General features: G+C 60.0%; 23 protein-coding genes. 15 read left to right on the top strand and 8 right to left on the bottom strand.

The features are described from left to right. The first annotated feature begins 42 nt into the window (after window positions 1-42). The 9 genes from AC1RS8_RS18160 (at window position 43) to AC1RS8_RS18120 (ending at window position 8,395) form a co-directional block, all read left to right on the top strand. The gene (locus AC1RS8_RS18160; protein ID WP_008018591.1) at window positions 43-1,074 is read left to right on the top strand and encodes an amino acid ABC transporter substrate-binding protein; all 1,032 of its coding nucleotides are present in this window, start codon (window positions 43-45) and stop codon (window positions 1,072-1,074) included. Window positions 1,075-1,139: 65 nt separating this feature from the next. Then, window positions 1,140-2,321 carry an amino acid ABC transporter permease gene (locus AC1RS8_RS18155; RefSeq protein WP_407514545.1) on the top strand — a complete coding sequence of 394 codons (1,182 nt, stop codon included), beginning with the start codon at window positions 1,140-1,142 and terminating at the stop codon, window positions 2,319-2,321. Window positions 2,322-2,331: 10 nt separating this feature from the next. Continuing rightward, window positions 2,332-3,429, top strand: coding sequence for an amino acid ABC transporter permease (locus AC1RS8_RS18150; protein WP_057713401.1), 1,098 nt, complete (start codon window positions 2,332-2,334; stop codon window positions 3,427-3,429). Between the two features lie 28 nt (window positions 3,430-3,457). Further along, window positions 3,458-4,222, top strand: coding sequence for an amino acid ABC transporter ATP-binding protein (locus tag AC1RS8_RS18145; protein WP_489339183.1), 765 nt, complete (start codon window positions 3,458-3,460; stop codon window positions 4,220-4,222). A gap of 252 nt (window positions 4,223-4,474) precedes the next feature. Continuing rightward, window positions 4,475-5,134 carry a FadR/GntR family transcriptional regulator gene (locus AC1RS8_RS18140; protein ID WP_489339182.1) on the top strand — a complete coding sequence of 220 codons (660 nt, stop codon included), beginning with the start codon at window positions 4,475-4,477 and terminating at the stop codon, window positions 5,132-5,134. Further along, a complete protein-coding gene (locus tag AC1RS8_RS18135; RefSeq protein ID WP_223501938.1) occupies window positions 5,124-6,428 on the top strand; it encodes a CynX/NimT family MFS transporter in 1,305 nt (434 codons plus the stop codon). Before AC1RS8_RS18140 ends, AC1RS8_RS18135 begins: the two co-directional genes overlap by 11 nt. 111 nt (window positions 6,429-6,539) lie before the next feature. Then, window positions 6,540-7,010 (top strand): nuclear transport factor 2 family protein, encoded by a 471-nt coding sequence (locus AC1RS8_RS18130; RefSeq protein ID WP_057713404.1) that lies wholly within the window; start codon window positions 6,540-6,542, stop codon window positions 7,008-7,010. Window positions 7,011-7,050: 40 nt separating this feature from the next. After that, on the top strand, window positions 7,051-7,371 hold the full coding sequence (locus tag AC1RS8_RS18125; protein ID WP_349736453.1) for a GIY-YIG nuclease family protein: 321 nt from the start codon (window positions 7,051-7,053) through the stop codon (window positions 7,369-7,371). 88 nt (window positions 7,372-7,459) lie between these two features. Then, window positions 7,460-8,395, top strand: coding sequence for a glutathione S-transferase family protein (locus AC1RS8_RS18120; protein WP_489339181.1), 936 nt, complete (start codon window positions 7,460-7,462; stop codon window positions 8,393-8,395). A gap of 101 nt (window positions 8,396-8,496) precedes the next feature. Here the strand turns inward: AC1RS8_RS18120 and AC1RS8_RS18115 are convergent, their stop codons facing one another. Together AC1RS8_RS18115 and yejK are read right to left on the bottom strand one after the other, a co-directional pair. After that, entirely contained in the window at window positions 8,497-8,847 is a 351-nt protein-coding gene (locus tag AC1RS8_RS18115; protein ID WP_057713407.1) for a glutaredoxin family protein, read from the bottom strand. Next, window positions 8,847-9,851: a nucleoid-associated protein YejK gene (gene yejK / locus AC1RS8_RS18110; RefSeq protein ID WP_349736452.1), complete on the bottom strand. Its 1,005-nt coding sequence runs from the start codon at window positions 9,849-9,851 to the stop codon at window positions 8,847-8,849. The genes AC1RS8_RS18115 and yejK overlap by 1 nt, the downstream gene beginning before the upstream one ends. 396 nt (window positions 9,852-10,247) lie before the next feature. Here yejK and AC1RS8_RS18105 point away from each other — a divergent pair, with 396 nt between their 5' ends. Then, the gene (locus tag AC1RS8_RS18105; protein WP_007905514.1) at window positions 10,248-10,529 is read left to right on the top strand and encodes an HU family DNA-binding protein; all 282 of its coding nucleotides are present in this window, start codon (window positions 10,248-10,250) and stop codon (window positions 10,527-10,529) included. A gap of 173 nt (window positions 10,530-10,702) precedes the next feature. Here AC1RS8_RS18105 and rlmF read toward each other — a convergent pair whose 3' ends face one another. The 5 genes from rlmF to AC1RS8_RS18080 form a co-directional block, all read right to left on the bottom strand. Then, window positions 10,703-11,725 (bottom strand): 23S rRNA (adenine(1618)-N(6))-methyltransferase RlmF, encoded by a 1,023-nt coding sequence (gene rlmF, locus AC1RS8_RS18100; protein ID WP_057713408.1) that lies wholly within the window; start codon window positions 11,723-11,725, stop codon window positions 10,703-10,705. 269 nt (window positions 11,726-11,994) lie between these two features. Next, complete coding sequence (locus AC1RS8_RS18095; protein WP_057713409.1) at window positions 11,995-14,841, bottom strand: valine--tRNA ligase; 2,847 nt, start codon at window positions 14,839-14,841, stop codon at window positions 11,995-11,997. A gap of 239 nt (window positions 14,842-15,080) precedes the next feature. Further along, on the bottom strand, window positions 15,081-16,397 hold the full coding sequence (locus AC1RS8_RS18090; RefSeq protein WP_057713410.1) for an MFS transporter: 1,317 nt from the start codon (window positions 16,395-16,397) through the stop codon (window positions 15,081-15,083). Window positions 16,398-16,657: 260 nt separating this feature from the next. Then, the gene (locus AC1RS8_RS18085; protein WP_057713411.1) at window positions 16,658-17,890 is read right to left on the bottom strand and encodes a transporter associated domain-containing protein; all 1,233 of its coding nucleotides are present in this window, start codon (window positions 17,888-17,890) and stop codon (window positions 16,658-16,660) included. A 12-nt stretch (window positions 17,891-17,902) separates the two neighbouring features. After that, window positions 17,903-18,715 carry a cytochrome C assembly family protein gene (locus AC1RS8_RS18080; RefSeq protein WP_057713412.1) on the bottom strand — a complete coding sequence of 271 codons (813 nt, stop codon included), beginning with the start codon at window positions 18,713-18,715 and terminating at the stop codon, window positions 17,903-17,905. A 210-nt stretch (window positions 18,716-18,925) separates the two neighbouring features. Between AC1RS8_RS18080 and ffh the strand changes: the two genes are divergently transcribed. The 5 genes from ffh (at window position 18,926) to rplS (ending at window position 22,656) form a co-directional block, all read left to right on the top strand. Then, a complete protein-coding gene (ffh, locus tag AC1RS8_RS18075; RefSeq protein ID WP_057713413.1) occupies window positions 18,926-20,302 on the top strand; it encodes a signal recognition particle protein in 1,377 nt (458 codons plus the stop codon). Between the two features lie 409 nt (window positions 20,303-20,711). Beyond that, window positions 20,712-20,963, top strand: coding sequence for a 30S ribosomal protein S16 (gene rpsP, locus AC1RS8_RS18070; protein WP_007972721.1), 252 nt, complete (start codon window positions 20,712-20,714; stop codon window positions 20,961-20,963). A 5-nt stretch (window positions 20,964-20,968) separates the two neighbouring features. Beyond that, window positions 20,969-21,505 (top strand): ribosome maturation factor RimM, encoded by a 537-nt coding sequence (rimM, locus tag AC1RS8_RS18065; protein WP_057713414.1) that lies wholly within the window; start codon window positions 20,969-20,971, stop codon window positions 21,503-21,505. A gap of 2 nt (window positions 21,506-21,507) precedes the next feature. Next, window positions 21,508-22,260, top strand: a complete 753-nt coding sequence (gene trmD / locus AC1RS8_RS18060; RefSeq protein WP_007897583.1) for a tRNA (guanosine(37)-N1)-methyltransferase TrmD — start codon at window positions 21,508-21,510, stop codon at window positions 22,258-22,260. 45 nt (window positions 22,261-22,305) lie between these two features. After that, the gene (rplS, locus tag AC1RS8_RS18055) at window positions 22,306-22,656 is read left to right on the top strand and encodes a 50S ribosomal protein L19 (RefSeq protein ID WP_003175895.1); all 351 of its coding nucleotides are present in this window, start codon (window positions 22,306-22,308) and stop codon (window positions 22,654-22,656) included. Between the two features lie 203 nt (window positions 22,657-22,859). Here the strand turns inward: rplS and AC1RS8_RS18050 are convergent, their stop codons facing one another. Continuing rightward, window positions 22,860-24,671, bottom strand: coding sequence for a cation:proton antiporter (locus AC1RS8_RS18050; protein ID WP_489339180.1), 1,812 nt, complete (start codon window positions 24,669-24,671; stop codon window positions 22,860-22,862). Window positions 24,672-24,702 lie beyond the last annotated feature (31 nt).

The following is a 24,702-nucleotide window of genomic DNA, read 5'->3' as shown; positions in this document are numbered from 1 at the left end:
GACTCACGCTCCGACACAACAAGAGCAAAACTGGAGGTTTGAATGAAGATGTTGAAATCCACCCTGGCTATCGTGACTGCAGCCGCAGTACTCGGTGTCAGCGGGTTTGCCCAGGCGGGCGCAACCCTGGATGCAGTGATGAAGAAAGGTTTCGTGCAGTGTGGCGTCAGCGATGGCTTGCCAGGCTTCTCGGTTCCGGATTCCACCGGCAAGATCGTGGGTATCGATGCTGACTACTGCCGTGCAGTAGCGGCGGCAGTCTTCGGCGACGCGACCAAGGTCAAGTTCAGCCAGTTGAACGCCAAGGAGCGCTTCACCGCGCTGCAGTCCGGCGAAATCGACATTCTGTCGCGCAACACCACCATGACCAGCTCCCGTGACGCGGGCATGGGCCTGAAATTCCCGGGCTTCATTACCTACTACGACGGTATCGGCTTCCTGGTAAACAACAAGCTGGGCGTCAAGAGCGCCAAGGAACTGGACGGTGCAACCATCTGCATCCAGGCCGGTACTACTACCGAGCTGAACGTTTCCGACTACTTCCGTGGCAACGGCCTGAAATACACCCCGATCACCTTCGACACCTCCGACGAAAGCGCCAAGTCGCTGGAATCCGGTCGTTGCGACGTACTGACCTCCGACAAATCCCAGCTGTTCGCCCAGCGCAGCAAGCTGGCTTCGCCGAAGGACTACGTGGTTCTGCCGGAAACCATTTCCAAGGAGCCTCTGGGCCCGGTCGTGCGTAATGGCGACGACGAGTGGCTGGCCATCGTGCGCTGGACTGGCTACGCCATGCTCAACGCTGAAGAAGCCGGCATCACTTCGAAGAACGTCGAAGCCGAAGCCAAGGGCACCAAGAACCCTGACGTTGCCCGTCTGCTGGGTACCGACGGTGAATACGGCAAAGACCTGAAAGTGAAGAAAGACTGGGTCGTGCAGATCATCAAGCAAGTCGGCAACTACGGCGAAGTGTTCGAGAAAAACCTCGGCAAGAGCACTCCGCTGGAAATCGACCGCGGGCTGAACGCTCTGTGGAACGCTGGCGGCATTCAATACGCACCACCAGTGCGCTGATGGTTCTATCACCCGGTGGGCCAACCACCGGGTGATGTTCTGTTCCATTATTTCCGGGGCACTTCATGCAAAATTCAATCGGCGCACCAAAGCAGAGGCTCAGCCTCAGCGATCCACGCGTGCGTGCTTGGGTATTCCAGATCATCACGATTATCGCGGTGGTCTCGCTGGGCTGGTATCTGTTCGATAACACCCAGACCAACCTGCAACACCGGGGCATTACCTCCGGTTTCGACTTTCTGGAGCGCAGTGCCGGTTTCGGCATCGCTCAACACCTGATCGACTACACCGAAGCGGACACATACGCCCGGGTGTTTGTCATTGGTCTGCTCAACACCTTGCTGGTGACCTTCATCGGCGTGATCCTGGCGACGATCCTGGGTTTCATCGTGGGTGTGGCGCGGCTGTCGAAGAACTGGATCATCGCCAAACTGGCGACGGTATATGTGGAAGTCTTCCGCAACATTCCGCCGCTGCTGCAGATACTGTTCTGGTACTTCGCGGTGTTCCTGACCATGCCGGGGCCGCGCAACAGTCATAACTTCGGCGACACCTTCTTCGTCAGCAGCCGTGGCCTGAACATGCCGGCTGCGTTGATGGCGGACGGCTTCTGGCCGTTTATGACCAGTGTTGTAGTCGCCATCGTCGCCATCGTGCTGATGAGCCGCTGGGCCACCAAGCGCTTCGAAGCCACCGGTGTGCCGTTCCACAAGTTCTGGGTTGGCCTGGCGATTTTCCTGGTCATCCCTGCGCTGTGCGCGCTGATTTTCGGTGCACCGGTGCACTGGGAAATGCCGAAGCTGCAAGGCTTCAACTTCGTCGGCGGCTGGGTGTTGATCCCGGAACTGCTGGCGCTGACGCTGGCTTTGACCGTGTACACCGCGGCGTTCATCGCCGAGATCGTGCGTTCGGGCATCAAGTCGGTCAGCCACGGCCAGACCGAAGCGGCGCACTCCCTCGGCCTGCGCAACGGTCCGACCCTGCGCAAGGTGATCATCCCGCAAGCCCTGCGCGTGATCATCCCGCCGCTGACCAGCCAATACCTGAACCTGGCGAAGAACTCCTCGCTGGCGGCCGGTATCGGTTATCCGGAAATGGTCTCGCTGTTTGCCGGGACCGTGCTCAACCAGACCGGCCAGGCGATCGAGGTGATTGCCATCACCATGAGCGTGTACCTGGCGATCAGTATCAGCATTTCCCTGCTGATGAACTGGTACAACAAGCGCATTGCGCTGATCGAGCGGTAAGGAAAAGCGCATGAGTACTCATACTTTCAAACCCGACATGCCACCGCCGGCCAAGGTCTTCGGCCCGATGGCGTGGATGCGCGCGAACATGTTCTCCAGCTGGCTCAACACCCTGCTGACCCTGTTTGCGTTCTACCTCATCTACCTGGTGGTACCGCCGATCCTGCAGTGGGCGATCCTTGACGCCAACTGGGTCGGCACCAGCCAGGCCGACTGCACGAAGGAGGGCGCCTGCTGGGTGTTCATCCAACAGCGCTTCGGCCAGTTCATGTACGGCTACTACCCGCCGGTACTGCGCTGGCGCGTGGACCTGACGGTGTGGCTGGCGATTGTCGGCGTGGCGCCGTTGTTCATCTCGCGCTTTCACCATAAGGCGGTGTACGGGCTGAGCTTCCTGGTGCTGTACCCGATTATTGCCTGGTGTCTGCTGCATGGCGGCGTATTGGGTCTGGACGCCGTGGCGACCAGCCAGTGGGGCGGCCTGATGCTGACCCTGGTGATTGCCACCGTCGGCATCGCCGGTGCGTTGCCACTGGGGATCGTCCTGGCGCTGGGCCGTCGTTCGAACATGCCGGCGATTCGCGTGGTCTGCGTGACCTTCATCGAGTTCTGGCGCGGCGTGCCGTTGATCACGGTGCTTTTCATGTCCTCGGTGATGCTGCCGTTGTTCCTGCCGGAAGGCATGAACTTCGACAAGCTGCTGCGGGCGCTGATCGGCGTGATCCTGTTCCAGTCGGCCTACGTGGCCGAAGTGGTGCGCGGTGGTCTGCAAGCAATTCCCAAGGGACAGTACGAAGCGGCGGCGGCGATGGGCCTGGGTTACTGGCGCAGCATGGGTCTGGTGATTCTGCCGCAGGCCCTGAAACTGGTGATCCCCGGCATCGTCAACACCTTCATTGCGCTGTTCAAGGATACGAGCCTGGTGATCATCATCGGCCTGTTCGACTTGCTCAACAGCGTCAAGCAAGCCGCCGCCGACCCGAAATGGCTGGGCATGGCCACCGAAGGCTATGTGTTCGCCGCCCTGGTGTTCTGGATTTTCTGTTTTGGTATGTCGCGCTATTCCATGCATCTGGAACGCAAGCTCGACACTGGCCACAAGCGCTAAGTCGCTACCTAATTTAGGAAGTTTTGTGATGAGCGAAGCAATCAAACCGCCTGTGAGCCCTGAAGGCATTATTCAGATGCAGGGCGTGAACAAGTGGTACGGTCAGTTTCACGTACTCAAGGACATCAACCTCAACGTCAAGCAGGGCGAGCGTATCGTGCTGTGCGGCCCGTCGGGTTCCGGAAAGTCCACCACCATCCGCTGCCTCAACCGTCTGGAAGAGCACCAGCAGGGCCGCATCGTGGTCGATGGCGTGGAGCTGACCAACGACCTCAAGCAGATCGAAGCGATCCGCCGTGAAGTCGGCATGGTGTTCCAGCACTTCAACCTGTTCCCGCACCTGACCATCTTGCAGAACTGCACCCTGGCGCCGATGTGGGTGCGCAAGATGCCCAAGCGCAAGGCCGAGGAAATTGCCATGCACTACCTGGAACGCGTACGCATTCCGGAGCAGGCGCACAAGTACCCGGGGCAACTGTCCGGCGGTCAGCAACAGCGTGTGGCGATCGCTCGCGCGCTGTGCATGAAGCCGAAGATCATGCTGTTCGACGAACCGACGTCGGCACTCGACCCGGAGATGGTGAAAGAGGTACTGGACACCATGATCGGCCTGGCCGAAGACGGCATGACCATGCTCTGCGTGACCCATGAAATGGGCTTCGCGCGCACCGTGGCCAACCGCGTGATCTTCATGGACAAGGGCGAAATCGTCGAACAGGCTGCGCCGAACGACTTCTTCGACAAGCCGCAGAACGAGCGCACCAAGCTGTTCCTGAGCCAGATCCTGCATTGATCAGCCCCTGGCACTGAAATAAACCCGGACTGAGTTCCGGGTTTATTTTTGTCTGCGGAAAACTCATACCCCTGTAGGAGCGAGCTTGCTCGCGATGGACTGGAGAACGCCGCGGGGTGCCTGCCAACCAGCGTTATCGTTGACGACCATCGCGAGCAAGCTCGCTCCTACAAGGGGGCTGTTGCCGTTCTGGGATATGTTGACTAACATGTCAGAAAATTCATCCTATGATTGGATGAAAGGGCGAATTCCATGTCAGAAATTTCTCCATTAGTGAAGCGATCCCTGGTCGATCAGGCCCTGGATCAGTTGCGCCTGCGCATCAACCAGGGCACCTGGGTCGTGGGCCAGCGCTTGCCCACCGAGCCTGAGTTGTCCGCCGAGCTGGGCATCAGTCGCAACACCGTGCGCGAAGCCATGCGCGTGTTGGCGTTTTCCGGGTTGATCGAAATCCGTCAGGGCGATGGCAGTTACCTGCGGGCGGTGGTCGATCCGCTCGATACTTTGAAGGCGCTGTCCCGTTGTTCTCTTGATCAGGCCCGGGAAACCCGGCACATCCTCGAAGTCGAGGCCATTGGCCTGGCGGCAGTGCGCCGAACCGATGAAGACCTGGTGGCATTGCGCGAGGCCCTGAGTGTCAGCGGCAGCCACTATCACGGCGATCTCGACACCTACATCGCCTGCGACCTGGTATTTCACCGCCGTCTGGTGGACGCCGCACACAACCCGACTCTCAGCGAGTTGTATCGCTATTTCTCCAGCGTCGTCGGCGCCCAATTGCGCCAGATCCTGAACATCGTCCCGCGCCGTCAGGAAGTGTTCGACCTGCATATCGAGTTGCTCGATGCCGTCGAGCAACGCGACCCGGAACGAGCCAAAGCCCTGTCGAGGCAGTTGATCAATGAACCTTGAAACCGAGAAGTCCATGCACCGCAGTGAGTTATCCACAGCCCTCAAACGTTCGGCCGAGCTGGAAGAGTTGCTGATCGATGCCGAGGCCGATGACGAACAGGTCCAGCAAGCTCACCCGGTTCTGCACCGGCCCTGGCTGTTGCTGCTGGGCCTGATTCTGGTGGCGCTGAACCTGCGCCCGGCGCTGTCGAGCATGGCGCCGATGCTCAGCGAGGTCTCGAAGTCCCTTGGCTTGTCGGCGTCCGCGGCGGGGTTGCTGACCACGTTGCCGGTGCTTTGCCTTGGCCTGTTTGCGCCGTTGGCACCCGTGCTGGCACGGCGATTTGGTGCGGAGCGGGTGGTGCTGGGCATTCTTCTGACCCTGGCGGGCGGGATCATCCTGCGCAGTTCGTTCGGTGAAATCGGTCTGTTTGCCGGCAGTGTGCTGGCCGGTGCCAGCATCGGCGTGATTGGCGTATTGCTGCCGGGCATCGTCAAGCGCGACTTCCCGAAACAGGCCGGGACCATGACCGGTGTCTACACCATGGCCCTGTGCCTGGGCGCGGCGATGGCGGCGGGTGCGACCGTGCCGTTGAGTGAACACTTCGACAAGAATTGGGCGATGGGCCTCGGCTTCTGGGTCATTCCGGCATTAGCGGCCGCACTGTTCTGGTTGCCGCAAGTCGGCCAGAAACACGGCGCGCACAACGTCGCCTACCGGGTTCGCGGATTGCTGCGCGATCCGCTGGCCTGGCAAGTGACCTTGTACATGGGCCTGCAATCGTCCCTGGCCTACATCGTATTCGGCTGGTTGCCGTCGATCCTGATCGGACGCGGCCTGACTCCGACCCAGGCCGGTCTGGTGCTGTCGGGTTCGGTGATCGTTCAACTGGTCAGCTCCCTCGCCGCGCCATGGCTGGCGACGCGCGGCAAGGATCAACGCCTGGCGATTGTGATCGTGATGGCCCTGACCCTCGGCGGTCTGTTCGGTTGCCTGTACGCCCCGATTGAAGGTCTGTGGGGCTGGGCGATTGTGCTGGGGCTGGGGCAGGGCGCCACGTTCAGCCTGGCATTGACTCTGATCGTGCTGCGCTCGCGGGACTCCCACGTTGCGGCGAACCTGTCGAGCATGGCCCAGGGCTTCGGTTACACCCTGGCGTCCATGGGGCCGTTCGCGGTCGGCATCGTGCATGACTGGACCGGCGGCTGGACGGCCGTGGGCTGGATCTTCGGTGTCATCGGCTTAGGTGCGATCCTCGCCGGCCTGGGGGCCGGACGTGCGTTGTACGTGCAGGTCGAAAGCGAAAAGGTCTGATTCCCGCACACTGTCGGTATTCGTCTTGCGAATGCCGATAGTGTTCGACCCATTTGCAGACTATCGTGCAGGCAATCTTTCGATACCCATTGCACAACAGGGAGTCTGCCCATGAGTGAAGTCCACAGCGCCTTGATCACCCGTTTCTACCAGGCCTTCCAGCGTCTCGACGGCGAGGCGATGGCTGCCTGCTACACCGATGACGTGGTGTTCAGTGACCCGGCGTTCGGCGAGCTTCGTGGTCGTGATGCTGGCGATATGTGGTGCATGCTCACCACCCGCGCCAAGGATTTCTCCCTGACCTTCGATCATGTCCGTGCCGATGATCGTATCGGTAGCGCCCATTGGGTCGCGACCTATCTGTTCAGCCAGACTGGCAATACCGTGGTCAATGACATCCAGGCACGCTTTGTCTTTCGCGATGGCAAGATTTGCGAACATCACGACAGTTTCGACCTGTGGACATGGTCACGCCAGGCCCTGGGTTTCAAAGGTCTGCTGCTGGGCTGGACGCCACTTGTTCGCAACGCCGTTCGCTCACAGGCCCTGAAGGGGCTGAAGGCATTCCAGGCCAGTCGCTGATAAGATCGCGGCTTGTTTTCCTTCAAGCCCTGATCGTTACGTGACCACCCTCAGCGAAAGCCCTGTCGACGCCGACACCCCCGCGAGCAAAACCTGGTTCGTCTACCTCGTTCGCGCGGCCAACGGTTCGCTCTATTGTGGGATCAGCGATGATCCCGTGCGTCGCTTCGCCAAGCATCAAAGCGGCAAGGGCGCGCGATTCTTTCTTTCCAGCCCGGCCATGGCCCTGGTCTACACCGAACGCTGTCGCGACAAAAGCGATGCGTTGCGTCAGGAGCGGCTGATCAAGAAACTCAAGAAGAGCGCCAAGGAATGCCTGGTGGCGAGCGCAGCGAGCACAGCCCCTGGCTTATCACTCTGACTGATCGGTTCCCATCAGGCAGATCTGTAGGCTGCCAGGTGATTGCGCGCTAAGCTGCGGACTCCTGATCCTTGCGGCGGAGCCGAGCATGTCCGAGTTGATTCTGCATCATTACCCGACGTCCCCCTTTGCCGAGAAGGCCCGCCTGCTGCTGGGCTTCAAGGGCTTGTCCTGGCGCTCGGTGAAGATCTCGCCAGTGATGCCAAAACCGGATCTCACGGCGTTGACCGGTGGCTATCGCAAGACACCGGTGTTGCAGGTCGGTGCCGATATCTATTGCGACACGGCATTGATTGCCCGGCGACTGGAGCAGGAAAAGGCCTTGCCGGCGTTCTTCCCGGAAGGTCAGGAAATGATCGCTGCGTCCTTTGCCGCCTGGGCTGATTCGGTGGTGTTCCAGCATGCGGTGAGCCTGGTGTTCCAGCCGGAATCGATTGCCGTGCGTTTCGGTAATTTACCGCAGGAAGCGATCAAGGCGTTTCTGGCCGACCGCGCCGGTTTGTTCAGTGGTGGTAGCGCGACAAAATTGTCTACCGAACAGGCGAAGCACCAGTGGCCGACGATCATGTCGCGTCTGGAGCAACAGTTGCAGCGCGAGGAGGGTGACTACCTGTTTGGCGAGCCGTCGATTGCCGACTTCGCCCTGGCTCATTGCCTCTGGTTCCTCAAGGCCACGCCGGTGACGGCTCCGCTGGTCGAAGCTTATCCGGCAGTCAATGCATGGCATGCGCGGGTATTGGGCTTCGGTCATGGCGCATCCAGCGAGATGAGCTCCGAGGAGGCTCTGGCAGTGGCGCGCACGTCCACGCCAGCGGCTTTGCCGGATGAGCAATTCGTCGATCCCAATGGATTCAAGGCAGGGCAGCAGGTAGTGATCGCAGCCACGGACTACGGTGTGGATCCAGTGGCAGGGGAGTTGTTGTTTGCCGGCCGCGAAGAACTGATTGTACGGCGCGAGGACGAGCGCGGCGGTGTGGTGCATGTGCACTTCCCGCGGTTCGGTTTCCGGATAGAAGCCTGCTGAAAAAACTTTGTGGGAGCGAGCTTGCTTGCGATGGCGGACTGACATTCGACAAAATTGTTGGCTGTGTTGGCCTCATCGCGAGCAAGCTCGCTCCTACAGAGTTACTTCAACGCAGCCAGAATCGCATCCGGGTCATACCCGCGAATCAGCGTCCCGTTCACATCGATGATCGGAATGCCCCCACCGCCCAGCGCCTGATAGTCCTCGCGCGCGGCAGCATCCTTCTCGATGTCGAACTCCTTGTACGCAATGCCTTTCTGGTCGAGGAAGCGCCGGGTCAGCTTGCAGTAACCACACCATTCGGTGGCGTAGAGCACAACGTTGGCCTTGGCCTGCGTCTGCGCCGACACCACTTGCGATGGATTGAACACCCGCTCGATCTTGCCCCAGTTCTGATAGGCCACGACCACCAGCAGGATCAGCAGGAATTTCTTCAGTACGCCGCCGAGCATCAGTTGCGACGCTTCAGCTGATCGGTGAGCGAAGTGGGCAGGCCCTTGATGATCAACGTGCCGGCTTCCTCGTCGTACTCGATCTTCGAGCCCAGCAGGTGTGCTTCGAAACTGATCGACAGGCCTTCGGCGCGACCAGTGAATCGGCGGAACTGGTTCAGGGTGCGTTTATCGGCCGGGATTTCCGGCGAGAGGCCGTAATCCTTGTTGCGGATGTGATCGTAGAAAGCCTTCGGGCGTTCTTCGTCGATCAGCCCCGACAACTCTTCCAGGCCCATCGGCTCACCGAGCTTGGCCTGGCTACTGGCGTAATCCACCAGGGTCTTGGTCTTCTCGCGGGCGTCGTCTTCCGGCAGGTCTTCGCTTTCAACGAAATCACTGAAGGCCTTGAGCAGGGTGCGGGTTTCACCCGGACCGTCGACGCCTTCCTGGCAGCCAATGAAGTCGCGGAAATACTCCGAAACCTTTTTGCCGTTCTTGCCTTTGATGAACGAAATGTACTGCTTGGATTGTTTGTTGTTCTGCCACTCGGAAACGTTGATCCGCGCCGCCAGGTGCAACTGGCCAAGGTCGAGGTGGCGGGATGGGGTCACGTCCAGTTCGTCGGTTACGGCCACGCCTTCACTGTGGTGCAGCAGCGCGATGGCCAGGTAGTCGGTTATGCCTTGCTGATAGTGTGCGAACAGCACGTGGCCGCCGACCGACAGGTTCGACTCCTCCATCAGTTTCTGCAGATGCTCGACCGCCACGCGGCTGAACGCAGTGAAATCCTGACCGCCCTCGAGGTACTCCTTCAGCCAGCCGCTGAACGGGAACGCGCCGGATTCCGGATGGAACAGGCCCCAGGCTTTACCCTGTTTGGCGTTATAGCTTTCGTTGAGGTCGGCGAGCATGTTCTCGATGGCCGCAGACTCAGCCAGTTCAGAGTCGCGGGCGTGGAGAACTGCAGGTGTGCCGTCGGGTTTTTTGTCGATCAGGTGGACGATGCAATGACGGATCGGCATGGGCTTCTCGGCTGAATGAAGAGAGGAGGGCGCGCTCCCCCGAAAAAGCGCCCAGTGTACCGCAACCACTGGTTTTGGCGCGGTGCGAAGGCCAATTCCCGGGCGACCGGCGGCGCTTATGCGATTTTTTCCCGATTTAGAGCAATAAAGCTGACCAAATGGGTAGCTGGAGGCGGATATTTCCCCGTCTCTGTGCTAGCTTTGCCCGGTCTTGCGCGAAGTCACTGCGTTAAGCGTGCAGTCAGCATTTGTCAGGTCGAACCAAACCCTGATTTCGGTATCTATAACCCCGATCCCGAGGTTATTTGGCCGAGGGTGCCAGATCCAGAAGATCGGGCTCGATAGCTGACATTGCACTCTGCAATCCATATGAATTTGATAGGGAAGGAACACTAAATGGCTCTTACTAAAGACCAACTGATCGCCGACATCGCTGAAGCTATCGACGCGCCGAAAACCACCGCGCGTAACGCTCTGGACCAACTGGGCCAAATCGTTGCCGATCAGCTGGAAAACGGCGGCGAAATCACTCTGCCAGGTATCGGCAAGCTGAAAGTGACTGAGCGCCCTGCCCGTACTGGCCGTAACCCTTCGACTGGCGCTGCCATCGAAATCGCTGCCAAGAAAGTGATCAAGCTGGTTGTGGCCAAAGGCCTGACCGACGCTGTTAACAAGTAAGACTTGTTAAAAAAAACCGTGCACCGGAGCGATCCGGGCACGGTTTTTTTGTGCCTGCGATTGTAGGAGCGAGCCTGCTCGCGATGGGCGCAAACGATAACGCGGGCAGTCTGAATGAACGCGTTGCTCTCAGGTTTTTCGCGAGCAGGCTCGCTCCTGCAGGTGGACGTGTTTTAGTTTTTAGGCGCCCAACGTTCGCGCCAAACCTGTTGCTGGACTGGAGTCTGGAAAGTCCACGCCACGAAGCGGCTCTGCTTCTGTCCCTGACCCATTTCCACTACCTGACTGTCCAGCGCGCCAGCCTTGTTCAGGGCCGCCTGGATCGCCGGCAGGTTCGACGCCTTCGACACCAGTGTGCTGAACCACAGCACTTGTTGCGCCACCTGCACACTCTCGCTGACCAGTTGCGTGACGAAACGCACTTCTCCGCCCTCACACCACAATTCCGCCGCTTGGCCGCCAAAGTTCAATACCGGCAGCTTGCGTTTCGGATCGGCCTTGCCCAGGGCTCGCCATTTGCGTGTGCTACCCCGTGTGGCCTCGTCCAGCGAGGCGTGGAATGGCGGGTTGCACATGGTCAGGTCGAACCGCTCTGCGCTCTCCAGCAGGCCGGTGAGGATCTGCTTAGGGTTGCTCTGCTGGCGTACCTGGATCGCTTTGTTCAGGCCATTGGATTGAATGATGGCCTTCGCCGCGGCGATGGCGGTCGCATCGATATCGGAACCGAGGAACTGCCAGCGATAGTCGCTGTAACCGATCAGCGGATACACGCAGTTGGCGCCCATGCCGATGTCCAGCACCTTCACGGCGGCGCCACGGGGGATTACACCGTCATTGCCACTGGCCAGCAGGTCGGCGAGGAAGTGCACGTAATCGGCGCGGCCTGGCACCGGTGGGCACAAGTAGTCGGCCGGAATGTCCCAGTGAGCGATGCCATAGAACGACTTGAGCAGCGCTCGGTTGAACACCCGCACGGCTTCCGGGCTGGCGAAGTCGATGCTTTCCTTGCCGTACGGATTGATGATTACGAATTTCTTCAGTTCCGGGGCACTTTTGATCAGCGCCGGAAAGTCGTAGCGACCCTGATGGCGATTGCGCGGGTGCAGGCTGGCCTTTTCCTTCGGGGCGACGGCCGTGGCCGGGGTCTTCGGGGCAGGCTTTTTGCGCGCAGGCTTGGGGGAGCGGGGGGCGGTCATGGCGGTGGTCGATTCGGGTATGGCTAAAAGTGGCGGGCATTGTCCCACATCCGGCCCGTGTGAACCCAATTGTGGCAAACACCGCTGTCCCTTGTGGGAGCGAGCTTGCTCGCGATGGCGGTCGGTCAGTCAATATTGATGTTGAATGTTATAGCCTCGTCGCGAGCAAGCTCGCTCCCACAGGGGATTTTTGGCGTTTGGGAAAATGGGACAGCAGGCACAAAAAAGGGAGGCCATTGCTGGCCTCCCTTTTTCATTGCGACTCGCCGTTACAAACTGGCAATCCGCGCATGCTGCTCGGCCAGCTTGCCCAGGGCCTGTTCGGCCTCGGCCAGTTTGGCGCGTTCTTTCTCGATGACTTCAGCTGGTGCCTTGTCAACGAAACCGGCGTTGGACAGCTTGCCGCCGACTCGTTGCACTTCACCTTGCAGACGCTGGATTTCCTTGTCCAGACGCGCCAGTTCCGCACCTTTGTCGATCAAGCCGGCCATTGGCACCAGTACTTCCATCTCGCCGACCAGCGCGGTGGCGGACAGCGGTGCTTCTTCACCAGCAGCCAGTACGGTGATCGATTCCAGGCGCGCCAGCTTCTTCAGCAGGGCTTCGTTCTCGGTCAGGCGACGCTGGTCCTCGGCGCTGACGTTCTTCAGGAACAGCGGCAGCGGTTTGCCCGGGCCGATGTTCATTTCGCCGCGGATGTTGCGGGTGCCGAGCATCAGGCCCTTGAGCCATTCGATGTCATCTTCGGCCGCCTGATCGATGCGTGTTTCGTTGGCCACTGGCCAAGGTTGCAGCATGATCGTCTTGCCTTCGATGCCGGCCAGCGGCGCGATGCGCTGCCAGATTTCTTCGGTGATGAACGGCATGAACGGGTGCGCCAGGCGCAGGGCGACTTCCAGTACGCGAACCAGGGTGCGACGGGTGCCGCGCTGGCGTTCGACCGGAGCGTTCTCGTCCCACAACACAGGCTTGGACAGTTCCAGGTACCAGTCGCAATACTGGTTCCAGATGAACTCGTACAAGGCTTGTGCTGCCAGGTCGAAACGGAACTGGTCAAGCTGGCGGGTCACTTCGGCTTCGGTGCGCTGCAGCTGCGAAATGATCCAGCGGTCAGCCAGGGACAGCTCAAAGGCTTCGCCGTTCTGGCCGCAGTCTTCGCCCTTGTCCAGTACGTAGCGCGCCGCGTTCCAGATCTTGTTGCAGAAGTTGCGATAGCCTTCGACGCGGCCCATGTCGAACTTGATGTCACGACCGGTGGACGCCAGCGAGCAGAAGGTGAAGCGCAGGGCGTCGGTGCCGTAGCTGGCGATGCCTTCGGCGAACTCGTCGCGGGTCTGCTTCTCGATCTTCTTCGCCAGTTTCGGCTGCATCATGCCGGAGGTGCGCTTCTGCACCAGGGCTTCGAGTTCGATGCCGTCGATGATGTCCAGCGGGTCCAGGACGTTGCCCTTGGACTTGGACATCTTCTGGCCCTGGCCATCGCGCACCAGGCCGTGGACGTAGACGGTCTTGAACGGAACCTGCGGAGTGCCGTCTTCGTTTTTCACCAAATGCATGGTGAGCATGATCATCCGGGCAACCCAGAAGAAAATGATGTCGAAGCCAGTCACCAGGACGTCGGTGGAGTGGAATTTCTTCAGGAACTCGGTTTTTTCCGGCCAGCCGAGGGTGGAGAACGTCCACAGGCCCGAGCTGAACCAGGTGTCGAGAACGTCGTTGTCCTGTTGTAGCGCAACGTCCGGGCCGAGGTTGTGCTTGGCCCGCACTTCGGCTTCGTCGCGACCGACGTAGACCTTGCCCGACTCGTCGTACCAGGCCGGAATCCGGTGGCCCCACCACAACTGGCGGCTGATGCACCAGTCCTGGATGTCGCGCATCCACGAGAAGTACATGTTTTCGTACTGTTTCGGCACGAACTGGATACGGCCGTCTTCAACGGCGGCAATCGCAGGCTCGGCCAAAGGTTTGGTGGACACGTACCACTGGTCGGTCAGCCAAGGCTCGATGACGGTGCCGGAGCGGTCGCCTTTCGGCACCTTCAGGGCGTGATCGTCAACGCTGACCAACAGGCCGGCGGCGTCGAACGCGGCCACGATCTGCTTGCGCGCTTCGAAGCGGTCGAGACCGGCGTATTCGGCCGGGATCTTGCCGTCGATGGTTTCGTTCAGCGTGCCGTCGAGGTTGAACACCTGACAAGCCGGCAGGACCGATGCGTTCTTGTCGAAGATGTTCAGCAGCGGCAGGTTGTGACGCTTGCCGACTTCATAGTCGTTGAAGTCGTGGGCCGGGGTGATTTTCACGCAGCCGGTGCCGAATTCAGGGTCGCAATAATCGTCGGCGATGATCGGGATGCGGCGGCCAACCAGCGGCAGCTCGACAAATTTGCCGATCAGGGCTTTGTAGCGTTCATCGTTCGGGTTAACGGCCACGGCGGAGTCGCCGAGCATGGTTTCCGGGCGAGTGGTCGCGACGATCAGGAAGTCGTTGCCTTCAGCGGTCTTGGCGCCGTCGGCCAGCGGGTATTTCAGGTTCCACAGGAAACCTTTCTCGTCGTGGTTTTCCACTTCGAGGTCGGAAATCGCCGTGTGCAGCTTGGTGTCCCAGTTGACCAGGCGCTTGCCGCGGTAGATCAGGCCGTCTTCGTGCAGGCGGACGAAAGCCTCTTTAACGGCCTCCGAGAGGCCGTCGTCCATGGTGAAGCGCTCGCGGCTCCAATCTACGGACGAACCGAGACGACGGATCTGACGGCTGATGTTGCCACCGGACTCATCTTTCCACTCCCAGACTTTCTCGAGGAATTTCTCGCGGCCCAGGTCATGGCGGCTCTGGCCCTTGGCTTCGAGCTGACGCTCCACCAACATCTGCGTGGCGATACCGGCGTGGTCGGTACCCGGCTGCCACAGGGTGTTGCGACCCTGCATGCGGCGGAAACGGATCAGGGCGTCCATGATCGCGTTGTTGAAGCCGTGACCCATGTGTAGGCTGCCGGTGACGTTCGGCGGCGGGATCATGATGGTGTAGGACTCGCCCGCGCCTTGCGGGGCGAAGTAATTCTCTGACTCCCAGGTGTTGTACCAGGAAGTTTCAATGGCGTGCGGCTGGTAGGTCTTATCCATGCGCGGCGGGACCCTATTGGCATTTATTCAGGAAAAGCCGGGAAGTATAGCGGGGATGAGCCCATGCGCGTAGAGCGAGGTGACAATGGGTGGGGGAAAAGTTGTGGTTTTTCGGGGAGTGTTTTGTCTGCAATGACGCCATCGCGGGCAAGCCACGCTCCCACAGGATCAGTGTCGATCACAAAATAGTGGTTCGACAAAAAACCTGTGGGAGCGGGCTTGCCCGCGAAAGCAATCTGTCAGGCGACCTGATTCAAATCGTTATGTCGCGTTTCCTTCAGGCACAGCACCGCGATCAAACTCAGCACCGCCGCCGCGGATACATAACCGCCGACATAACTCAACCCGCCCATCGCCACCAGTTTCTGGGCGAAGAACGGCGCCGCGGAAGCACCGACGATACCGCCCAGGTTGTAGGCCGCCGAGGCGCCGGTGTAGCGCACGTGGGTGGGGAACAGCTCCGGCAGCAACGCCCCCATAGGCGCAAATGTCACACCCATCAGAAACAGTTCGATGCACAGGAACAACGCCACGCCCCAGGTCGAGCCCTGGGTCAACAGTGGTTCCATGAGGAAGCCGGACAGGATCGCCAGCACACCGCCGATGATCAGCACCGGCTTGCGCCCATAACGGTCGCTGGCCCAGGCCGACAGCGGGGTGGCGGCAGCCATGAACAACACCGCGAAGCACAACAGGCCGAGGAAGGTTTCGCGGCTGTAGCCGAGCGTTGCCACGCCGTAACTCAGGGAAAACACGGTGGAGATGTAAAACAGCGCGTAGCACACGACCATCGCGCCGGCGCCCAGCAAGACGGGTACCCAGTATTGGCCGAACAGCTCGAACAGGGGGATCTTTACCCGTTCCTGGCGCGCCATGGCGTTGGCGAACACCGGGGTCTCATGCAGCTTGAGACGAACGTATAGGCCGACCATCACCAGTGCGGCGCTGAGCAGGAACGGAATACGCCAGCCCCATGAGCGGAACTGTTCGTCATCCAGCACCACGGCCAGGGTCAGGAACAGGCCGTTGGCCGCCAGAAAGCCGATGGATGGACCCAGCTGCGGGAACATGCCGAACCACGCGCGCTTGCCTTTCGGCGCGTTCTCCGTGGCCAGCAATGCCGCGCCGCCCCATTCGCCGCCCAATCCAAGGCCTTGGCCGAAGCGCAGGACGCAAAGCAGGATCGGTGCCCAGGCGCCAATGCTGTCGTATCCCGGCAGCACGCCGATCAGCGTGGTGCACACGCCCATCAGCAGCAGCGAGGCGACCAGGGTCGACTTGCGGCCGATACGGTCGCCGAAGTGACCGAAAAGGGCCGAACCCAAGGGGCGTGCAAGGAAGGCGATGCCGAACGTGAGAAAAGCCGAAAGCATCTGGGCGGTGCCGGATGTCTGCGGAAAGAACACCGGGCCGATCACTAGCGCGGCGGCGGTGGCATAGACGTAGAAGTCGTAGAACTCGATGGCGGTACCGATGAAGCTTGCGGTGGCCACGCGGGTGGCGGAGTTCGTCGGTTGCGCAGGTGTGGAGTCGCTGTAAGTCGTGCTGGTCGTCATGCGGTTATCCCTGACAGTCATGTGCTCCAGTGGAGCGAATTATTATGGTCGAGAACCCAGGGATGTGGGCGGAGGCACGGTCGCTGTTCAAGGTAGGAACAGTCGTCGGTTTGTTGCGGACTTTGCTGGTGGACAGGCCGGATGCTGCGAAGTGCGGGGTAAGCACGGGGCCGGCGAGGCTTGGGTAAGCGTTTCGATTATAGGAAGGTGGCTAACGATCGAACAAGAGGGCTTGCGAGGACAGGGATTTGTGTCGGGTTTTAGATAACGACAGGCATCGGGCTGGTCTGCCAGATCAGCACTCGCGTGACACGGTTTTCCTCGGTCTCGAGAATTTCCAGGCGATACCGACCGATCTTCAGGCACACCGCGCTTTCGGGAATGGTTTCCAGGGCCTCGGTGACCAGACCGTTCAGGGTTTTCGGGCCATCGCTGGGCAGGTGCCAGCCGAGGCTCTTGTTCAGCTCGCGAATGGACGCGGCACCGTCGATCACCAGGCGTCCGTCGGCTTGCGGATGAATGTGTGGGTTGTCCAGGCTCTGCTGACTTTCGAACTCGCCGACGATTTCTTCGAGAATGTCTTCCAGGGTGACGATGCCCAGCACTTCGCCGTATTCGTCGACCACCATGCCCAGGCGCCGCTGCTGCTTGTGAAAGTTGAGCAGTTGCAGTTGCAACGGGGTACTTTCCGGCACGAAGTACGGCTCGTGGCTGGCTGCCAGCAACGCTTCCCTGGTCAGGCTCGCATCGGGCAGCAAGTGAAGGATGTGTCGGGTGTTGAGGACGGCTTCGACCTGGTTGATATCACTGTGGAACACCGGCAGGCGCGTGCGCTTGTTGTGGCGCAGTTGTTCGATGATTTCCTCGATGGAGTCATCGAGATTGATGCCGTCCACGTCGCTACGCGGTACCAGGATGTCATTGACGGTAATGTTGTCCAGCGCGTGGATGCCTGGCAGCGGGTGGGGGCGGCTTGCGGTTTCGGAGGGCGCATGCCGCTCCGTCAGCGTTTCGTCCTCGCTTTGTTGCACCACTTTGGCTTTACGGGCGAATGGGCGCGTCAGCAGCTGACTGATGCTGTTGAGCAGCCATGCCGCGGGATAGATGATTTTCAGCGGCAACCGCAGCAGGTTGTTGCCCTGGGCCAGGATCGCATCCGGATAGCGGGTGGCGAGGGCGCGTGGCAAATAGTCGGAAAACACCAGCAACATGGCGCCCGCTCCGAGGCAGGCGACCCACGGGCCGTTCTCGGCCCAGGTGAACAAGGCCAGCAAGGTGCTGATGACCACCACGAGTGCACGGCAGAGGGTGTTGCAAAAAATCAGGCTGGCCAGTGGGAAGCTGAGTTTCGCTACCGGTTTGTCGCTGGAACGCGTTGCGGTGCGCTGGGCCAGCAAATGCTGGTGCGCCGCTTCGATGGCGGTAAACAGCCCTGACCATAAAACCAGCAGGGTCACTACCGCGAGCATCGGCCCTATGGGCAAGTCGTCCATTAATGCCGCCCGTCAGATATGCAGGATGTATTCACGAACCAGCTTGCTGCCGAAATACGCCAGCATCAGCAGGCAAAAACCGGCCAGGGTCCAGCGAATGGCTTTGTGCCCGCGCCAGCCAAGGCGATTGCGTCCCCACAGCAGCACGCTGAAAACGACCCAGGCCAGGCAGGCCAGCAGTGTTTTGTGCACCAGATGCTGGGCGAACAGGTTCTCGACGAACAGCCAGCCGGAAATCAGCGACAGCGACAACAGCGTCCAGCCGGCCCAGAGGAAACCGAACAGCAGGCTTTCCATGGTTTGCAGCGGCGGGAAGTTCTTGATCAGCCCGGATGGGTGTTTGTGCTTGAGCTGGTGGTCTTGAATCAGCAGCAGCAAGGACTGGAACACCGCGATGGTGAACATGCCATAGGCCAGAATCGAAAGCAGGATGTGGGCGAGGATGCCCGGCTCCTCATTGATGATCTGTACCGTGCCGGCGGGGGCAAAATGCGCCAGCAACACGGTCAAGGCCCCAAGCGGGAGCAGCAGGACCAGCAGGTTCTCCACCGGAATCCGCGAGCAGGCCAGCAGGGTCAGTGCGATGACCGCCACGGCTATCAGGCTGGCGGCACTGAAGAAGTCCAGGGCCAGGCCGGTCGGGGTCAGCAGGTGGGTGAGCAGGCTGACGCTGTGGGCCAATACGGCGAGCACGCCGAGCATGACCAGCAGGCGTTTGTTGACCTTGGCGCCGGACGCCAGGCGAGTGCCCTGGTAAATGGTCGCAGCGGCGTACAAGCAGGCGGCGGCGAGAGTAGTTAGCAAGCTGGGTGACAAGGGGAGCATAAATCCTGTTAGGCAAGCCCGAAAGTCGCTGAGTTTGGCATAGAACCCCCGCCACACGAAAGACCGCGCAACCCGACGGCGAGGTGTCCGCCGGCCGCAGTCTTCGCTATAATCCGCGACCTGCCCACGCCGCAGGCTCGCCGAGCACACGTTTAGTCCGGTCCGGGCCGCCATTATCCCGGTCTACACAGGGCCTGAAAGGATCGCGCAATGTTTGAAAACTTAACCGACCGTCTCTCGCAGACGCTGCGCCATGTCACCGGCAAGGCCAAGCTGACTGAAGACAACATCAAAGACACCCTGCGCGAAGTGCGCATGGCGTTGCTCGAAGCCGACGTCGCCCTGCCGGTGGTCAAGGACTTCGTCAATTCGGTCAAGGAACGCGCCGTCGGCACAGAGGTGTCACGCAGCCTGACGCCGGGCCAGGCCTTCGTGAAGATCGTCCAGGCCGAACTCGAAAGCCTGATGGGCGCGGCCAACGAAGATTTGAACCTGAGCGCAGTGCCGCCAGCGGTCATCCTCATGGCAGGTTTGCAGGGCGCTGGTAAAACCACCACCGCCGGCAAGCTCGCGCGCTTCCTTAAAGAGCGCAAGAAGAAGTCGGTCATGGTCGTGTCCGCCGACGTTTATCGTCCAGCGGCGATCAAACAGCTGGAAATGCTCGCCGGTGAAGTCGGCGTTACCTTCTTCCCGTCCGACCTGAGCCAGAAGCCGGTCGCGATCGCGCAAGCGGCTATTAAAGAAGCCAAACTCAAATTCATCGACGTGGTCATCGTCGATACCGCCGGTCGCCTGCACATCGATGAAGAGATGATGGGCGAGATCAAGGCCCTGCACGCCGCGATCAACCCGGTCGAAACCCTGTTCGTGGTCGACGCCATGACCGGCCAGGACGCCGCCAACACGGCCAAGGCCTTCGGCGATGCATTGCCGCTGACCGGTGTGATCCTGACCAAGGTCGACGGTGACGCCCGTGGCGGTGCCGCACTGTCGGTGCGCGCCATCACCGGCAAGCCGATCAAGTTCATCGGTATGGGCGAGAAGAGCGAAGCGCTCGATCCGTTCCATCCTGAGCGTATCGCCTCGCGCATCCTCGGCATGGGCGACGTGCTCAGTCTGATCGAGCAGGCAGAAGCGACCCTCGACAAGGACAAGGCCGACAAACTGGCCAAGAAGCTGAAGAAGGGCAAGGGCTTCGACCTCGAAGACTTCCGCGATCAGCTGCAACAGATGAAGAACATGGGCGGCCTCGGCGGGCTCATGGACAAGCTGCCGAACATGGGTGGCGTGAACCTGGCGCAAATGGGCAACGCCCAGGGTGCGGCAGAGAAGCAATTCAAGCAGATGGAAGCCATCATCAACTCCATGACCCCGGCCGAGCGCCGTGACCCTGAGATGATCAGTGGTTCGCGCAAGCGCCGGATCGCCATGGGTTCCGGCACCCAGGTGCAGGACATCGGCCGCTTGATCAAGCAGCACAAGCAGATGCAGAAGATGATGAAGAAGTTCTCCGCAAAAGGCGGAATGGCCAAGATGATGCGCGGCATGGGCGGAATGTTGCCCGGCGGCGGCATGCCAAAGATTTAGTGTCCAGTCACGCCAATACTGCTCAATTTTGGCGGCGCCTGTGGACCTCATGCTGCGTTGCCGCTCCTCGCCATAGCCAGCTATGACTCGTCGCGGCGCCTTGCCTGAGGTCCACAGTCACTCGCCAAAATATGAGCATTATTGGCGAGACTGGACAGAAGAATCCGCGCCGGTCATCGCACCGGCGCAGACCCGCAAGGAAGCGGGATCTCCAGCAAACCCGCACTTGGCGGGAGCTGACCGGCCGTTTTCAACGACGGCTCTATAGCAAATCTGCATGGCGGCCGATAGACCGCCGGAAAAAGTCATTTGCAAAAGTCCGGATATTCCTTAGAATATGCGGCCTTTCGGGCACCCATGCCCGCTGTGCCTTTAGATTTGCAGCACCGACTACAGGAACGATGTTCACATGCTAACAATCCGTCTTGCCCTTGGCGGCTCCAAAAAGCGCCCGTTTTACCACTTGACCGTAACCGACAGCCGCAACCCGCGCGACGGTTCGCACAAGGAACAGGTTGGCTACTTCAACCCTGTTGCCCGTGGTCAGGAAGTTCGTCTGTCCGTGAACCAAGAGCGCGTAGCCTACTGGCTGAGCGTTGGTGCACAACCTTCTGAGCGCGTTGCTCAGTTGTTGAAGGAATCTGCTAAGGCTGCGGCCTGAGCAATATGAACGCGACGCCAGCCATTGCTGATGATTTGATCGTTATCGGCAAGATTTATTCTGTTCACGGCGTTCGCGGCGAAGTGAAGGTGTACTCCTTTACTGATCCGATTAAAAACCTGCTGGACTACAAAACCTGGACGCTCAAGCGTGACGGTAATGTAAAGCAGGTAGAGCTGGTCAGCGGACGCGGGAATGACAAGTTCCTGGTCGCAAAGCTCAAGGGTCTCGATGATCGCGAAGAAGCTCGTCTTCTGGCCGGTTATGAGATCTGCGTGCCGCGCAACCTGTTCCCTGAACTGACCGACGGCGAGTACTACTGGTACCAGCTGGAAGGTCTCAAGGTCATCGATACGCACGGACAACTGTTCGGAAAAATCGATCACCTGCTGGAGACCGGCTCGAACGATGTCATGGTGGTCAAGCCTTGCGCTGGCAGCCTGGATGATCGCGAACGCCTGTTGCCCTATACGGAGCAATGCGTGTTGGCCGTCGACCTGGCCGCGGGCGAGATGAAGGTGGATTGGGACGCGGATTTCTAAGCGTGGCTAACTTGCGCGTAGAAGTGATCAGTCTGTTTCCCGAGATGTTTTCCGCCATCAGCGAGTACGGCATCACCAGTCGGGCGGTGAAACAGGGGCTCTTGCAGCTCACCTGTTGGAATCCGCGAGACTACACGACGGATCGACATCACACTGTGGACGATCGCCCGTTTGGCGGTGGTCCGGGCATGGTGATGAAGATCAAGCCCCTGGAAGATGCTCTGGTTCAGGCCAAGGCAGCAGCCGGGGAGGCGGCGAAGGTGATTTACCTGTCCCCCCAAGGCCGTCAACTGACTCAGTCGGCGGTACGCGAGTTGGCGAATCTGGATGCATTGATCCTGATTGCCGGCCGCTATGAAGGCATTGACGAGCGTTTTATTGATGCTCATGTCGATGAAGAGTGGTCGATTGGCGACTATGTACTGTCTGGCGGCGAGCTGCCGGCGATGGTCCTGATCGATGCGGTTACACGACTGCTGCCTGGAGCTTTAGGGCATGCGGACTCCGCAGAGGAAGATTCCTTTACGGATGGTTTGCTGGATTGCCCGCACTACACCCGACCGGAGGTGTATGCGGATCAGCGTGTTCCCGACGTATTGCTAAGTGGCAATCACGCGCACATCCGGCGTTGGCGTTTACAGCAGTCCCTTGGTCGGACCTTTGAACGACGCGCCGATCTTCTGGAAAGCCGCTCGCTTTCTGGAGAAGAGAAGAAGCTGCTCGAGGAATACATCCGCGAGCGGGACGATAGTTAACAACGTATCGATGGTAGATCCGACGATTTACCTTAGGAGCACAGCATGACTAACAAAATCATCCTTGCACTCGAAGCAGAGCAGATGACCAAAGAGATCCCTACCTTTGCCCCGGGCGACACCATTGTCGTTCAGGTGAAAGTGAAGGAAGGCGACCGTTCGCGTCTGCAAGCGTTCGAAGGTGTTGTTATCGCCAAGCGTAACCGCGGCGTAAACAGTGCATTCACCGTTCGTAAAATCTCCAACGGTGTTGGCGTAGAGCGTACTTTCCAGACCTACTCCCCGCAAATCGACAGCATGGCTGTCAAGCGTCGCGGTGACGTACGTAAAGCCAAGCTGTACTACCTGCGCGACCTGTCGGGCAAAGCAGCTCGCATCAAGGAAAAACTGGCTTAAGTCCAGCTTCCGATGCAAAAAAAGCAGCCTGCGGGCTGCTTTTTTGTTGCCTGCGATTTAACGAATTCTCCGGATCGCGGCCTGACGCGAGACCGAGTTGCGGCCATCTCGAGCAAGCTCGCTCCCACAGTAGATCTACTGCGAGCACAATGCCTGTGAACGCCATAGATCCCCTGTGGGAGCGAGCTTGCTCGCGATGCGATTTACATAGCGTCGCTGGTTTCAGGCTGAATCAACGCCAACAACGTCCACCCTGCTGAAGGCTTGACCGCACTGTCCGGCGTCACCACATGCACCCAGCCACTGTCATCACGAGCAAACAGCAGAGTCGCACGCTCGCCATGCAACGCCTGATAATCCTCCCAGCCAAAGCCCTCGGTCAGGTTCGTGCTGTACAACTCACCCCCCTGATGCAGCTGATTGGCCAGCTTGATGTAGGTTAACTCCTCATTGCCTAGCAAACGCCCGCGATGTTCATGGCTGGCGCGATGTTTGTCGGTGCGTCGGCTCTCCTGGCCGCTGGCCAGTCCGAACAGCCGTTGATGGCCGAAATCATGGCGAAAACGCATTGCGGCGAGGGTGTTCAACTCGCCGGACGGTGACAACGCCAGCAAATGCCCGAGGCCGACCAGATCCAGATGCGCATCGGCATGTTGCGAGGCCGGGTTGCCAAAATAGGTCGGCAAGCCTTCCATCCGGGCTGCGCGAATGTTTTCCCAGCTCGAATCTGTCAACAGTACGCGACTGCCCAGTTGCTGCAAGGCCTTGCCCAGCGTGCGCGCAGGTCCATTGGCGCCGATGATCAGAAAGCCGCTCGGTGCCGGTTCCGCCACCTTCAGCAGGCGCGCCAGCGGTCGTGCCGTGGCGCTTTGCAACACCACCGTGCCGATGATCACCGCAAAGGTGAGCGGCACCAGCAGCAACGCTCCCTGGTGACCGGCCTCATGCAGGCGAATGGCGAAGATTGCCGACACCGCCGCTGCCACGATGCCCCTTGGGGCAATCCACGCCAGCAGCGCCCGTTCGCGCCAACCCAGGCTGGAGCCCGCCGTGCTCAGCAGCACATTCAAAGGGCGGGCGATGAACTGAATGACCAGCAGCAAAATCAGCACCAGAGGCCCGAGACCGATCATGGCGTTCAGGTCCAGCCGTGCCGCCAGCAGAATGAACAGGCCGGAGATCAGCAACACGCTGAGGTTTTCCTTGAAATGCAGGATGTGCCGTACATCCACGCCTTTCATGTTGGCCAGCCACATGCCCATCAGTGTCACGGCCAGCAACCCGGATTCATGGGTGACCTCGTTGGAGGCAATGAAAATACCCAGGACTGCCGCGAGCGCCGCCAGGTTGTGCAGGTATTCCGGCAGCCACTGGCGGCGAATCAGGGTGCCGAGCAACCAGCCACCCAAAATACCGAACAGGCTCCCGCACAAAATCACGCCGCCGAAGGTCAGCAGGCTTTCCTTGAGGCCGTTACCTTCGGCACTGGCAATGATGAAGCTATAGACGACTACCGCCAGCAGGGCGCCGATGGGGTCGATGACAATGCCTTCCCAGCGCAGGATATTGGCAATCGACGCTTTCGGGCGCACGACGCGCAGCATCGGTACGATCACAGTTGGCCCTGTCACCAGGGTCAGGCTGCCGAACAGGATGGCCAGCAACCAGTCGAACCCCAGCAGCCAGTGAGTGGCGACAGCAATGACCACCCAGGTGGAGAGGGCGCCAATGGTGACCAGGCGATGGACGACGCTGCCGATTTCGCGCCACTCGGACAGATGCAGGGTCAGGCTGCCTTCGAACAGGATCAGCGCCACCGCCAAGGACACCAGCGGCATCAGTAATGGCCCGAACATTTCTTGCGGGTCGAGCAAGTGCAGCCCGGGGCCAGCCAGGATGCCGGTCAGCAGCAGAAAAAGAATCGCCGGCAATTTCAAGCGCCAGGCCAGCCATTGGCAAAGCAGCGCCGCCGCGCCTATCCCGCCAAATGCCAATAAAATCTGCTGCTCGCTCATTGCTGCTCCCTGTTCCTTGAAATGGCGGCCT

This window comes from Pseudomonas sp. GW821-FHT12A04 (genome assembly GCF_058807755.1).
Note: the sequence above shows the minus strand (reverse complement) of the source record. Positions and strands in the feature narration are given on the sequence as shown.